The sequence below is a fragment of the Paraburkholderia sp. JHI869 genome (assembly GCF_038900775.1).
Lineage (GTDB): Bacteria > Pseudomonadota > Gammaproteobacteria > Burkholderiales > Burkholderiaceae > Paraburkholderia.
On sequence record NZ_JAYMSC010000065.1, the window covers coordinates 1 to 12,881 of the forward strand.

5 protein-coding genes and 9 pseudogenes are annotated in these 12,881 nt (G+C 59.4%); 7 read left to right on the plus strand and 7 right to left on the minus strand.

The genetic code is table 11. From position 1 onward, the window contains the following. Nucleotides 1-378 precede the first annotated feature (378 nt). Nucleotides 379-864 (plus strand): annotated as a pseudogene (locus VSR72_RS43425) (DDE-type integrase/transposase/recombinase); the annotation flags it as partial. A 153-nt stretch (nucleotides 865-1,017) separates the two neighbouring features. On the opposite strand, the pseudogene VSR72_RS43430 reads toward VSR72_RS43425, so the two are convergent. Together VSR72_RS43430 and VSR72_RS43435 are read right to left on the minus strand one after the other, a co-directional pair. Further along, nucleotides 1,018-1,664 (minus strand): annotated as a pseudogene (locus VSR72_RS43430) (phage integrase family protein); the annotation flags it as partial. A 209-nt stretch (nucleotides 1,665-1,873) separates the two neighbouring features. Further along, on the minus strand, nucleotides 1,874-3,259 hold the full coding sequence (locus VSR72_RS43435) for a cytochrome c peroxidase (RefSeq protein WP_342958332.1): 1,386 nt from the start codon (nucleotides 3,257-3,259) through the stop codon (nucleotides 1,874-1,876). A gap of 662 nt (nucleotides 3,260-3,921) precedes the next feature. Here VSR72_RS43435 and VSR72_RS43440 point away from each other — a divergent pair. The 3 genes and pseudogenes from VSR72_RS43440 to VSR72_RS43450 form a co-directional block, all read left to right on the plus strand. Beyond that, nucleotides 3,922-4,095 (plus strand): annotated as a pseudogene (locus tag VSR72_RS43440) (IS6 family transposase); the annotation flags it as partial. A gap of 342 nt (nucleotides 4,096-4,437) precedes the next feature. After that, nucleotides 4,438-5,289 carry a hypothetical protein gene (locus tag VSR72_RS43445; RefSeq protein ID WP_342958333.1) on the plus strand — a complete coding sequence of 284 codons (852 nt, stop codon included), beginning with the start codon at nucleotides 4,438-4,440 and terminating at the stop codon, nucleotides 5,287-5,289. A gap of 740 nt (nucleotides 5,290-6,029) precedes the next feature. Next, a pseudogene (locus VSR72_RS43450) lies at nucleotides 6,030-6,760 on the plus strand (IS6 family transposase). Between the two features lie 117 nt (nucleotides 6,761-6,877). On the opposite strand, the gene VSR72_RS43455 reads toward VSR72_RS43450, so the two are convergent. The 3 genes and pseudogenes from VSR72_RS43455 to VSR72_RS43465 form a co-directional block, all read right to left on the minus strand. Beyond that, nucleotides 6,878-7,717, minus strand: a complete 840-nt coding sequence (locus VSR72_RS43455) for a sulfite exporter TauE/SafE family protein (protein ID WP_342958334.1) — start codon at nucleotides 7,715-7,717, stop codon at nucleotides 6,878-6,880. 61 nt (nucleotides 7,718-7,778) lie between these two features. Continuing rightward, nucleotides 7,779-7,877 carry a hypothetical protein gene (locus VSR72_RS43460; protein WP_342958335.1) on the minus strand — a complete coding sequence of 33 codons (99 nt, stop codon included), beginning with the start codon at nucleotides 7,875-7,877 and terminating at the stop codon, nucleotides 7,779-7,781. A 323-nt stretch (nucleotides 7,878-8,200) separates the two neighbouring features. After that, nucleotides 8,201-8,623: pseudogene (locus VSR72_RS43465) on the minus strand (DDE-type integrase/transposase/recombinase); the annotation flags it as partial. Nucleotides 8,624-8,625: 2 nt separating this feature from the next. Between VSR72_RS43465 and VSR72_RS43470 the strand changes: the two are divergent. Next, a pseudogene (locus VSR72_RS43470) lies at nucleotides 8,626-9,249 on the plus strand (transposase); the annotation flags it as partial. Nucleotides 9,250-9,859: 610 nt separating this feature from the next. Here the strand turns inward: VSR72_RS43470 and VSR72_RS43475 are convergent. Together VSR72_RS43475 and VSR72_RS43480 are read right to left on the minus strand one after the other, a co-directional pair. Continuing rightward, nucleotides 9,860-10,025: pseudogene (locus VSR72_RS43475) on the minus strand (DUF1840 family protein); the annotation flags it as partial. Between the two features lie 808 nt (nucleotides 10,026-10,833). Then, nucleotides 10,834-11,862 carry an IS5 family transposase gene (locus tag VSR72_RS43480; RefSeq protein WP_342958336.1) on the minus strand — a complete coding sequence of 343 codons (1,029 nt, stop codon included), beginning with the start codon at nucleotides 11,860-11,862 and terminating at the stop codon, nucleotides 10,834-10,836. Nucleotides 11,863-11,939: 77 nt separating this feature from the next. Between VSR72_RS43480 and VSR72_RS43485 the strand changes: the two are divergent. Together VSR72_RS43485 and VSR72_RS43490 are read left to right on the plus strand one after the other, a co-directional pair. Continuing rightward, a pseudogene (locus VSR72_RS43485) lies at nucleotides 11,940-12,134 on the plus strand (type II toxin-antitoxin system RelE/ParE family toxin); the annotation flags it as partial. 1 nt (nucleotide 12,135) lies between these two features. Next, nucleotides 12,136-12,411 (plus strand): annotated as a pseudogene (locus VSR72_RS43490) (addiction module antidote protein); the annotation flags it as partial. Nucleotides 12,412-12,881 lie beyond the last annotated feature (470 nt).

Below are 12,881 nucleotides of genomic sequence, written 5' to 3' on the forward strand. Positions count from 1 at the left end.
ATCTCCCGATCAAAATGGCGTCCGCCGAACAACTTCTCCGCACTCTTCAGCTTGCTCATCGCGGCTCGTCGGTTCGTTTTGTTCCGACAACTCTAACCCATTCGCCGCCCCTATTTGCACCAGAGCCGGTTGGTACGGGACGGTGGCGCTTCGGCGTCTTGTTACCAGCCGGAAGGGTCAATTCAGGTGGCGTAACCCGTCGGAGAATCCGTACATCCTGCGCGATGAGGCACGCAGTACTATCGAGTCGCGCTATCCCGATGTCGCCTTTGCTATGAGCAACGCTTGAACGGAGAGCCGGATGCGCTGAGAGGTGCAAATCCGGTTCGGGGAGGAGAGGCCGGGAGATAGCTCGACTACGCCCGGTCTCTTACTCCACTCGCGACGTGGCGGGGCTGGCTTAACGTGGCGTTCGTGATCGACGTATTCGCCCGCCGAATTGTTGGCTGGCGCGTCAGTTCGTCGATGACCACGGACTTCGTTCTGGACGCACTGGAGCAGGCCCTGTACGAGCGACAGCCGGTGCAGCAGGACGGGCTGATCCATCACAGCGACCGCGGCGTGCAATACGTATCAATCCGCTATACGGATCGGCTGGTCGAGGCTGGCATCGAGCCGTCAGTGGGCAGCGTGGGCGACTCCTACGATAACGCACTGGCTGAAACGATCAACGGCTTGTACAAGGCAGAGGTGATCCATCGCCTCGGAGCGTGGCGCAATCCGCAGGCCGTTGAAATGGCGACGCTCGAACGGGTTGACTGGTTCAACAATCGTCGGCTCTTCGGCCCCATCGGCAACATTCCACCTGCCGAGGCAGAGGCCGCTTACTATTCAAAACTCGCAGGGTCCGCCATCGCGGCGTGACTCAAGCAAAACAGCCTCTGGGAAACCCGGGGCGGTTCAGTTTTACGCAGCTGTCAACAACTGCACCAACGGCTCGACCCAGGACGCCTCGGCAATCACGCTCCAGTGCGCCAGCAACCCGTACAACCGCAACGCTTTGGCGCGCTCCTGTACATGCGCGATCGAACGGGCCGAGAGGTTATCAATGAACGGGCGCCAGTTCGGCGAGCTGCGCGCTCGAGATGGTCCAACCCAGCGTTCGCGCGGTGTCGGTCTGCGCAGAAACGCCCGGTAGTCGGTTGCATCGCGAGTGGTCAGGGAAGACAGCGCCTTGCCGCGAGCGACGATGGCCCACAGGATCAGGCGTTCGGCTTCCTTTCGGTAGGCGCGCTGCGTGGCCGGGGATTCATGCAATGCAAGCCACGCCTGGACGGCGTCGTAATCGTTATCGACGCCCAGGATGCAACTCGACGCTGGCGCGCGGAAGGCACCGGCCGATCCGTCAAACTCGTGCGGTAGCCGCAGTTGTTCCCAGGGCGTCACAACGGACTGCCGGTCCGCGACGATCAGCGCGCGCGCCCGCTCGGTGAGCGCCGAGTGCGCGGCAAAGAAGGCCTCGATCCTTCTGGCGCTGGCCGGGCCGAGACACGGGATGACGGTCCACCACTGTCGGCGACGCGGAATCCGTACCGTGAGATCGGCCAAGGTCCGGATATCGGCCGCGTACAGGACACGCACAGCACGATCCGGCAGCCAGTGCGCATGTCATCGCCGATCTGGGGGGCCGGCAAAGGCAGCGTGCGCAGCACTTCGACAGCCTGTGCGGTGGCGCGGGCATGATGCCTGTGCTTGTGGGCCGGGCATTCGAACAGGATGGCCAGATCTGCCCGCTGCCGGCGCCGTGCATAAAGTCCAGTTGCCGGCGGATCTGGCCGATGACGGTCTGGCGTTGATACCCTTTCCGCTCTGCAGCAGCATCAACGCTCACCCTCTTCGCCCCCCCTCACAAGAATCAGCCGCGATCGTCGGATCAGTAGCTCACGGCGGGTTGACGCGTACCCGTTAGCGTCATCAGGAACGCTACGATGGCGTTGACATCGGAGTCCGACAATTGCTTGCCGACCTGATACGTCGCCATGTCGCGCACAGCTTCATGCAGATCAGCACGGCTGCCGTCGTGAAAATATGGCGCGGTCAGCTCCACATTACGCAGCGTCGGCACCTTGAACGCATGGAGATCAAGCGGGTCATTCGTAACGTTCGCCCGTCCGTTGTCGGCAGTGGAGGTGTAGCCGCGCGCAGCAAAGTAGTCGGCCGCAAGGCCCATTCGCTCGAACGACTGCCCGCCCAGATTCTGGCCAACGTGGCAGGTCGCGCAATGGTTTGCCTTGAATAGCCGGTAGCCGCGCAGTTCCTCGCTATTCAGCGCATGCCTGTCGCCGCGCAGGTAAGCATCGAAGCGACCCGGCGTTAGCAGTGTCATCTCATATTCGGCGATTGCATCTGTGATGTTTGCGCTCGACCAACCGCTCGCGTACACCGCCAAGAACCGTTGCGACAGCGACGAGTCTTGTTTTAGCTTATCGATGATCTCGCTCCACGACGTAGACGCCATTTCGACCGGGTTCAGCGGTGGGCCGACCGCCTGTTCCTGCAGTGTCGCCGCGCGACCGTCCCAGAACTGCCTGTCGTTGAGCGCAGCATTAAATACCGTCGGCGCGTTGACAGTGCCCAATTGTCCGCCCACGCCGGACGAAACTTTCTTTCCGTCTACGCCCCCCGTCGACAGCGCGTGACAACTCGCACACGATACCGTGTTGTCCAACGATAGTCGGGTATCGTTGAAGAACTGCTTTCCGAGGGCAACCTTATTCGCGTCGGTCGGCAAGTAATTTGGCAACGGCTGCACCGGCTCGTTAGCGAACTCGGGTGCAACACCGGGTGTCGCATATGCGGTGTGACGCTGTGACGCGATCCAGTCGAGAAGTACGCGTCGATCGTCGGCGCTAAGGCCGGTCGTCCAGTGTACGACGCGGAACAGTTTTGGCGGCATGGCGCGTTCGCTCACAACGGTTTCCAGCTTCGCAAGATCAGCCTCGGGAGCTGGCATGCCGCTCTGGAGTGCCGCGTAAAGGCTGTCGATGCGAAAATGGGTAAGCCCGGTTTGCCTGTCGTGTTCGGCTAGCTCACGAATGCCCGGTAGCTTGGCATAGTTAGGCAGGACCACTTTCCTTGAATGGCAGTAGTAGCACGCGTTTCGATCTAACACTACACGGATGCCGAGCGCTTGTGAGGATACGGCCCGGCTTGCGACCGTCCTTTCTGCATAGTCCTTGTCATGTACATACGCGATACCGCTGATACCGAGATAGCCAACCAGTACGACGACGATCGACGCAATCAGAAGATTCTTCACTTGCTCCCCTGCTTCGACTTTGACCAGAGTTCGTTAACGACGTTAACGTCTATTTCGAACAAGTGATATCGGCTGTCGAGCGACAATGCACAGACCATACAGAAGATTCAGTTGATCATTCGACGGTGCATCGCTGACCACTCGGACTGTTCTCGTGCCAATGGCCTCGCCCGCCTACGCTGCGACCTGCTGCGCGACGGCACCCTCTACCAGCCAAAATCCGCCTCTATCGCCTGATGAAACGCTTACCCCAAAAACCTCAACGCGACAACGTTCTCGCCTCATATGCGACAAACAGATGTTAACGGCGGCCCATACCTCATACAAGTAAATGGTGGTTAATTTTGCATAAGATAAATTTATGAGTTCTGGTGCAATTAGGTAAGCGGGTTGAGAAAGTTCATATAGGTAGGAAGGCTGGCTCTGGTGCAAATAGGGCCGGCGAATGGGTTAGAGTTGTCGGAACAAAACGAACCGACGAGCCGCGATGAGCAAGCTGAAGAGTGCGGAGAAGGAATCCGGTGCAATTCATCTGGTTCAACGGACTAGTGTCTTGAGTTAAAAATTCATTGAATGATGCCGATCGCGTACTAAAGTGTTCTGTGTGGCACTTGATGCGAGGGCGCTGTCACGTTGACGAAGTGGCCGGGTAAGATGTGTTGATGAAGAAGGCCAATTCGCTTTATCACGGCCACCGGTTTCCGGCGGCGGTCATGAGCCACGCGGTTCGGTGGTATTTCCGGTTCCACCTGAGCCTGCGCGACATAGAGGAGTTGCTGTTCGAGCGCGGTGTGGTCGTGAGCTACGAGACCATCCGTCGCTGGTGCGACAAATTCCGTTTCCCCGGTCCTTGTAGCAGGCTTTTATGTGGCGTTCAGCTTGGACGGATCCTGTGACGATCCCGGCTCGGGCGCCGCAAGACTACATTTGAGCCAACGCCACATATCGCATCAAAATGTGATCGAACTCATTTGATGCGGGAGAACTGCATGCACGGTTTGGGCGGCGGACGGAGGCTAGCGCGTCAGCGCGCCTCCTCCGACCCGACACCGCAGAAGCTGTCGAACAAAGTCGGGGGTGCAACTCCCCCGACGGCGGAGACGGTGGAGGGAAGGCGGCAGGCCAAGGGCAATGCAGTCGCAGCGCACATGTCCCGCAGATCGGGGCGGGAATATGACATGGGAACGGCACTCGACGGCATACGACAGGCGGCCAAAGGCCGACCGGGTGCGAAGTTCACCACCCTGATGCAGCACATCTACGGGGTCGACCGCCTGCGGGCAGCCTACTTTGCGCTTGAGCGCAAGGCGGCTGCCGGGGTGGACGGCCAGACGTGGCAGTCGTACGGACTGGACCTGGAAGCGCGGCTTCTGGATCTGGCCGACCGGCTGGCCCGAGGGGCTTACCGGCCCCAGCCTGTCAGACGCGTGTACATCGACAAGGCCGACGGCAGCAAGCGCCCGCGGGGCGTGCCTGCGCTGGGGGACAAGCTCGTTCAGCTTGCAACGGTCGAGGTACTCAACGCGATCTACGAACAGGATTTCGTCGGGTTCAGTAGCTCACTTTCCTGCGTTCGATACAGGCGTCGAGCACGTTGTGGGCGCTCTTGCCAGGACGGAAGCCGTAACCTTCGACTGGTAGTGGTGCATTCGGATGCGCCGGTTTGTTACCTTCGAGTTTCTGACGAGCACGAGCCAATGCGTAAGCTGAAAGACATTGACGGATTGTTCAACGGGCGCCACTTCGATCGCGAAGTTATTGCCTTTTGCGTGCGCTGGGGACCCCGAACAGGCAAGGAACTCGTCGACGCGGTGGCTGCCGGCGGCCGCTGGCCTTGGCACCGTTTGTCCGGAAGCCCACATCTCCTACATCCGTCGGCACGATTGGAAGAAATGCGTCACACCACACCGAGATGGCCAGGCTCCGTTGGCAGAGTCGTACTTGCATGCAGCGCGAGCGACCTTCGGCCGTACGCCTACCTCCTGCACAGGCTCACCGGATGGCCACCGCGCGAACCTGCTGCGATCTGATTGAGCGTTTACCGCCCCACATCGCAAAGCTCAAACCATCGCAGGGCATTGAGTTCGACTGCGGCCGCGCTTGAAACCCTTAGCGATCGATGCACATGCGGTGGCGTTGGCCCAATTATTGCGTTTGCTTTTCACGGACCATTACGAGTGGATAGAATGACGACTGAACACGAAATCAAATCTCACGGCGCTGCAGTCACAGCCAGCGTTTTTGCGCGCGCGCCCAACACGGTTGCGGAGCCTGCGCCTGCTCCGAACCCCCGACCCTTGTCTGGAACGGAATCACGCGGGGACTGCGTACACGCACGAGGAATGGCGCGGCTCTGTGCAGCAAAGAACGCCCGAACGGCGTGGGCCTTGCTAATTCGCAAGCAGGTCTATCAGACTAGCCACGTTCCCGTGCGAGCTGACGCAACGGTCTAACAGGCTCAGGTTCTAACGTAGGTACAACACCACCTTCCAGAGGTTGCTTGAGCAGATTTTGATTCGATGACAGAACGGTCGGACCGTGGTGGGCCAAACCCGCTTTGCACCAAGGGCAATCAAGCCCGTGGCTCTGATGGGGTACCCACTCGCGGATATTCATCGTGGGCCAGCAGCGATTGCTGCCAAATGAGCCCGGATACATGGCTGCAACCTCGACCCAATGCCAGAGAGTCAGCCTGCTTGACAACTGGGAGTCGTCCATCACATCAGAGGGCTCTGTCAGGTTGATGGAGAGGGGGCGGTAGAATGACGTAATGAAGAAGACAAAGCCGCTTTATCACGACCACCGCTTCCCTGCCGTCGTCATCAGCTGCGCGGTTCGCTGGTATTTCCGGTTCAGCCTGAGCCTGCGCGACGTCGAGGCGTTGCTGCTTGAGCGTGGTGTTGTGGTCACGTATGAGACGATCCGTTGCTGGTGCGGCAAGTTCGGCGCCAGATTCGCCCAGTGCGCCAAAGCGGCGCGGCGCAAGCCGGGCAGTACGTGGTACCTCGACGAGATGTTCGTGACGCTGCGCGGCGAGCCGTATCTGTTGTGGCGAGCGGTCGACGAGCATGGCGCTGAACTGGACGTGCCTGTGCAAAAGCAGCGCGACAAGGCAGCGGCAAAGCGCTTCTTCCTCAGGTGCTGCGTTCAAACCCGGTGCCGCGCAAGATCGTGACCGACCAGCTGCGCAGCTATCCGGCGGCGAAGTCGGACATTCCTGAGCTTGCTCAGGTGAAGCACATTTTCGTCAAGGCAGCCGCACGCGTGAACAACCGTGCCGAGAACAGCCACCAGCCGACCCGCAGGCGGGAGCGCCAGATGTGCGGTTTTCGCGATGCGCGTCGCACGCAGGCGTTTCTTTCGTGCTTCGGCCCGATCCGGCAGCACTTCGCGTTGCCCAGACACCAGATGAACGCGGCATGTCATCGTACCGCGCTCCAGAAACGTTTCGCGACGTGGCATGGTTGGACTGTCACTGCGGCCGGAGACAGGGTTATCTAATAAGGATAACTACTCGTACGCCACAAAGACAGACTACATCGGCCAACCTGACAGAGCCATGAAACGAACTTCCAACTCGCGACACTAGCGTCCCCGCACTAATGCGACACAACCGATTCAAACGGGCAGGAGTAGCTTCAAACTTGCAGCCATCATCACAATGCCCAGTAAAAAATGGATCTGGCGAGGCGATAGCCAACGGCTGCCTAGATGTGCCCCAAACCAGCCTCCCACGATCACCACCAACGCCAACCGACCGGTCCCATCGGGAAGGTGATCTGTGGCGCTCCAGTTACCTGCCAGCGCCGCCAGGGAATTGCAGAGGATGAACAGCGCGGAAACGGATGCGGCAGTGCGCGTGGAGGACCACCGACAAAGCAGCAGAAGTGGTGTTAGCAGAACGCCGCCGCCCACTCCGGTCAGCCCCGAGGCAAACCCGATAACCGCTCCGCAAACCAGCGCGACCGGCCAGGAAGGTGGTCGCACAGCGTGATCATTTGATGGCTTTCGCGCCAGCGACAAGGTTCCAGCGATTAACAACAGGATGCCAAGCAGATACTCAAACCATGTTTTCTGGAGCGTTATATAGCCGCCCAAGAGCGCCATGGGAATGGCCGGAAGTGCAAATGGCCAGAACAACTGCCAGTTAAAATGCCTGTCGCGAATGAAGCGCCAGTTGGCGACCAGGGAAACCAGGATATTCAGGACAAGCGCAGTGGGCTTGATGCTGTCGGGCTCATATCCCAACAATGCCATTATGGCAATGTATCCAGAAGCCCCAGCCTGACCTGTGCTCGCGTAAAGCAGCGCAACAGCCAGAAACGCGCCGTAGATCAGCAGTGTTTGTGTACCGGTCATCGCGGATGTCAACCAGAAGGCTGAAGCGACAGTATCGCATCCTGTGAACAGGACGAAACCACCCGTATCGAGCATTGATCGGTCAACGTTGATCAGCATCAACAACATCGCGAGCGGCTTGCACGTTCGTTAATTTGCGTCACATCTCCGCGAGCACAATCTAAATTCCATCGCGCACAATCAGCCCCTCCCTCTCCAGGTTCACCAGAGTACGATACAAGGTTTCATGCGCGATCCCGAGCGTGGCCGCCCATTGCATGCGTGTGCCAGGCGGCTTGAACCGCCCCTCGTCGTCTCGCTCGAGGCGCAGGCAATGCAGGACGCTCGCGGGGCGAACGTAGCGTCAGACGCTCCTCGCGGGCACGGCTGCGCATACGTTGCCGCGACAGTTGCCGGATCCAGTCGACCGCGAACAGCGAATCACTCTCCAGACATGCAAGCAGCGTCCTCGCTGGTGGAAAGGCGAGCAATTCATTCGCGCTCCCGCAAAACGCGTCGCAGTAGTAGCGAGAGCTGAAGAGACAGGTTCTGTCGCCGCAGTAAGAGCGAGAGGTCGGCCAAGACCGATATGGTATGGATTCCTTATCCAGCCAGCGAATAGAACTGCTGTGCGGGAGTTTGACCAACGCCGCCATCGTTCAATTGCCCCTTGACGTTCATGTGCATGACTTCGATGCCACCTAGGAGAATGCGGGCGCAACTAAATTTCTCGAATCCGAGCATCGGGCGGGTCCGGCGCTTGATCGCGCGGTGGTCCTGCTCGACGATGTTATTCAGATACTTCGACTGACGGGTCCTGATCGGCGTCTCGCGCCCGGCGTTGATAGCCTCAAGCGCGGCGAAATTCGCCCCACTCTTGCCGATCGTCACCACCTCGGGATCGCCGTTGCGCTCGATCGACTTTTCAAAGTAGCGCTTCGCGGCAGCCTTGTCACGGTGGGCGCGCAGCAGGAAATCAATCGTGTCTCCCGTTTTGTCCACGGCCCGGTACAAGTACTTCCACTGTATCGAAACAGTCGTGGATTGAACTACTGCTCGATCCGAAAGCGTGCGGCCTGCAGGCGCCGCCACTGCTCGCGGGTGGTGACGGCGCGATGGGACTATGGGCGGCACTCGATGAGGTGTTCCCGTAGACGCGACATCAGCGTCGTTGGTTTCATAAGGTCGGAAATATCCTGAACGCGATGCCCAAGTCGCAGCACGACAAGGTCAAGGCGTCGCTCGCAGAGATCCGGGATGCCGCGACGCGCGCCGATGCGATTGTGGCGTTCAATCAGTTCGTCGACGTGTACGCGGCAGGTACCCGAAGGCTGTCGAGAAGCTCACGAAAGATCGAGACGAACTGCTTGCGTTCTATGACGTCCCTGCGGAGCGCTGGTAGCATGTGCGGACCACGAATCCGATCGAATCGACGTTTGCGACGGTACGCCATCGCGTGAGCCGCACGCGCAACTGTCTGTCGCGCTCGACTCGACCTTCCTCGCGATGGCGTTCAAGCTGAAGCGGCCGAGAAGTCATGGAGAAAGATCCGCGGCGTAGAGAAGATCGAGCCGCTTCTGAAGGGCATTCCCTTCAAGGACGGAATCCCGGCGATTGAAAGCACACCGGCTCCTCAAGCGCTTGCGGCCTGATCATGCCGTTCCGTCCGCACACACCAGACTTGACGATTGCTCGCGGATAGTGCAGTCGCTTCTGAACCTTCGCAATTCCTGGGGCAAGGGCCGTTCGTGGCGTCGGTACTTTCTTCATCATCGGGTCAGTACCGGTTCGTCAGACGCGCATTCTAGCGTCCCCGCGACACAACCGTTTTGGGCCGACGCGGAGGACACTTGACCGACTCCGAGCGGCGGTTCGACTCCTTTCGAGCGTCCGCTTCCCAGGCAGCACCGCGACCCACGATCGGATGCGATAGTGGTTTCAGTCAGAGGTTCATGCGAGACCAAGGCGCGGCGCCCCGAGCGATACATCCAGTATGCTCGGCCAATCTTCCATTGGTACGCAGGAGCTCAGACGCTAAACCCCGAAACTCGCATTAACTGGCGCGACACCTCACTGCCCGGACCCTCCGCATTGAATTGCGCTCGGAGCCGCGCGTCTGCCCTGCGGGTCACGCCGCGGTTCATGGCCACAATTAACGCGAAAGGGGCTACGAGAAACATCGGTAAAGTAGACATCGTGTTGCTCCTGGCTGGTCAGGCCCGATATGTGTCTGGCGACGGTCGCGCACGATCGCGTCGCACAGTCTTCAGAGATCGCTGTCTCGAGACGGCTGATCATCGCCGGGAGATGATCGTGGAGAGTGACGCCGCGCATGTCGAGCCGCTTATGGGCGACGCCGAGCAGGAACTGCGCGAGATGTCCCGGCATTACGACTTCGGGCGCGGCTCGACTGGAACGTGACCAGCATGGCGCATCCTCCGTCGTTTCAGCCTCCGGAAGGCTCGCTTTGATTCTATATCACAACGTGATATATATAGGCACGGTGGCTCGCGCGCCGGAAACCGGCGTAAACCTGGCTTGACGCCCCCCCCGCCCAGGGTACAGCGTGCTTTATCTGCGCATACAATTTATACATAAATTAAATGATTGCATTTAATTCGTATTACTATTCTTAGAGAACAAACGGTGCCGGGTTCGGAGTTCCGGACATATGAAGCCTGTAGCGCGTCGGCCAGCGCGAATATCAATGAGCTGTTGGCCACGAAGCAAGCTATGTATTTCAAGCTGCGCCAGCGTCGCGGCGCGCACGGACGGGTGGGGCGCTCCCGCCCGATACGTACGGAAAAGTCGACGTCGTATGCCATGAGATGAACATCGGTCATCTCAGCAGCTGCGCATGCGGGGTGACCTTGTAGTAGTGAGCCACGACGAAATCACCTCGTAAGGGTACGTTCGACGAAGGATCCGTTCGCGACCGCGCATAGTTGACTGCCGCAAAGCCCGGCTGCTCTGCCGGCCGAGGCGGGCTGCACGTTGATGAATCGTGACCCATGGGTTACAATGACACGCATGACAAAGCTGATCCTTACCCCCGAATTCGACGCCTGGCTTTCCCGCGTACGAGATCGTCAGGCTGCGACGGCGATTACCGCTCGGCTCAAGCGTGCAGTGTTAGGGCTACGCTGATCAAGCCGTGTAAACACAACGGGTTGCGACCAAGACATGTGTAAGCTTTTGAGATCGCGAATAACAGCCGTAAAAACGAGCATTCCAGCTCATGTTGGGCCCCTTGAGGTGCTCCGCACGGGCTCTTCGCCCGTCTTTGGCTCTCTCGGACGCACCTGTGCCCTCGAGCGAGCTCGCCACATGTAAAGATTGGCCAGCGCGAGCGCAACAAAGGCGCGATTGGCGTTTTTCGCCAGCCCGCGATAACGAACCTTCGTGAAGCCCCACAGCCGCTTCACGACCGCAAACACATGCTCGACCCGGGCACGGATCTTCGACTTGTTGCGGTTCTTGCGCCGCGCCACTTCGTCGACGACGTCCTTGCGACGCGTGCGCTTGTTGGTGAACTCACGTGCCTTTGGAGCCTTGCTGTGAATCAGTGCTTTCTGGCTTGCGTATACGCTGTCACCGTAGACGCGTTGCTCCTCACCGTGCAGCAACTGTGGCAGCGGATGCTTGTCGTGTACGTTGGCGGCGGTTACGACCGCGCTATGAGCCAGCCCGCTCTGACTGTCCACACCGATATGCAGCTTCATGCCGAAATACCATTGCTGGCCTTTGCGCGTCTGGTGCATTTCGGGGTCACGGGCCTTCTCCTTGTTCTTCGTCGACGAGGGTGCACCGATCAGCGTGGCGTCGACAATCGTGCCGCTCTTGAGCTTTGCTCCGCGCGCCTGCAGCACCACGCCCACTTGCGCGAAGATCCGCTCGCCCAGCTTGTGCTCTTCCAGCAGATGCCGGAATTTGAGCAGCGTGGTGGCATCCGGAACCGTTTCACTGCCAAGGTCAATGCCAACGAAACGGCGCGGGCTGAGGCTGTCGTACAGCGCCTCTTCGCATGCAAGGTCGGCGAGATTGAACCAGTGCTGCACAAAATGAATTCGCAACATGCGCTCCAGCGCAATCGGCGGGCGACCATTGCCGCGTTTCGGATAAAACGGCTCCACCACCGCGCACAGCTGCGCCCACGGCACGATCGTGTTCATTTCATCGAGAAACGCTTCGCGTCGCGTAGGTTTGCGCTGCGTCCCGAATCCCGCGCATTGATCGACAGCCATCGCCAGTGTCAGTTGCTTCATCGTTATTTGCTTTCCCCGTTGCATGCTCACGCTATAACGCGTGACAGTCGTGAACGGTGGACTTGATCAGCATTGCCTTAGGCAACCTCGGATACTGGCGTGCAGTCGGCGACGGCATTTCGGAGATGAAGATCGACGTCGGTAAGGGGTATCGCGTCTATTTCACGCAGCGTGGCGACGTCCTGGTGATCATTTTGTGCGGTGGGGACAAGTCCACGCAGTCCGCAGACATCAAGCGGGCGAAGGCCATCGCGAAAGAGTTGGAGGATTGAAATGAAAGTAAGCGAGCTGATGGAGTTCGACGCCTCGAAGTACCTGAAGGGCGAAACCGACTATCGGCTGTACCTTGCGCAAGCGTTCGAGGGTGGCGACCCGGTCGAGATTCAGGCGGCGCTCGGGGACGTTGCCAAGGCGCGAGGCATGACGGCGCTCGCGCGTGAGTCGGGCATTGCACGTGAGGCGCTGTACCGGGCGCTCTCAAACAAGGGGAATGCTGAGTTCGCGACGATCATGAAGGTGATCGGGGCGATGGGCCTGCACCTTACGCTGACGAAGCCCGGGGAAGACTTGAAGGCGAAGCTCAAGGCAAAGGCCGCCGCGAAGCCTGCCGCGGCGAAGAGGGCTGCGACGGTCGCGAAACGTGGCGTCGGTACGGCGACGAAGGCTCGTGCCAATGCTACCGCCCGAAAGACCGCCAAAGGGCGCACCAAGGCCAGCAGCGCCCACGCGCACGCCTGAAGCACAATCCCACTCGCAGCCCACGATTAGCCGACTCAGGCGTCGTGGGCTTTGTCGCTTATGCAACATCGAATAATGGAAAAGAACGATCGGACTCCGTCTCGCAAAGAGATGCTGAGGCGCGGCCTTCTGCCGGGTGCCTTGATTGGCATCGCAGGTACGCCCGTAGGTTCTGGTGCAAATAGGTAAGCAGGTTGAGAAAGTTCATATAGGTAGGAAGGCTTATCGATCAAACAGGACCGCATTCCATACGGCGGGCGCAGCGGCCTCCTTGAGGCCGA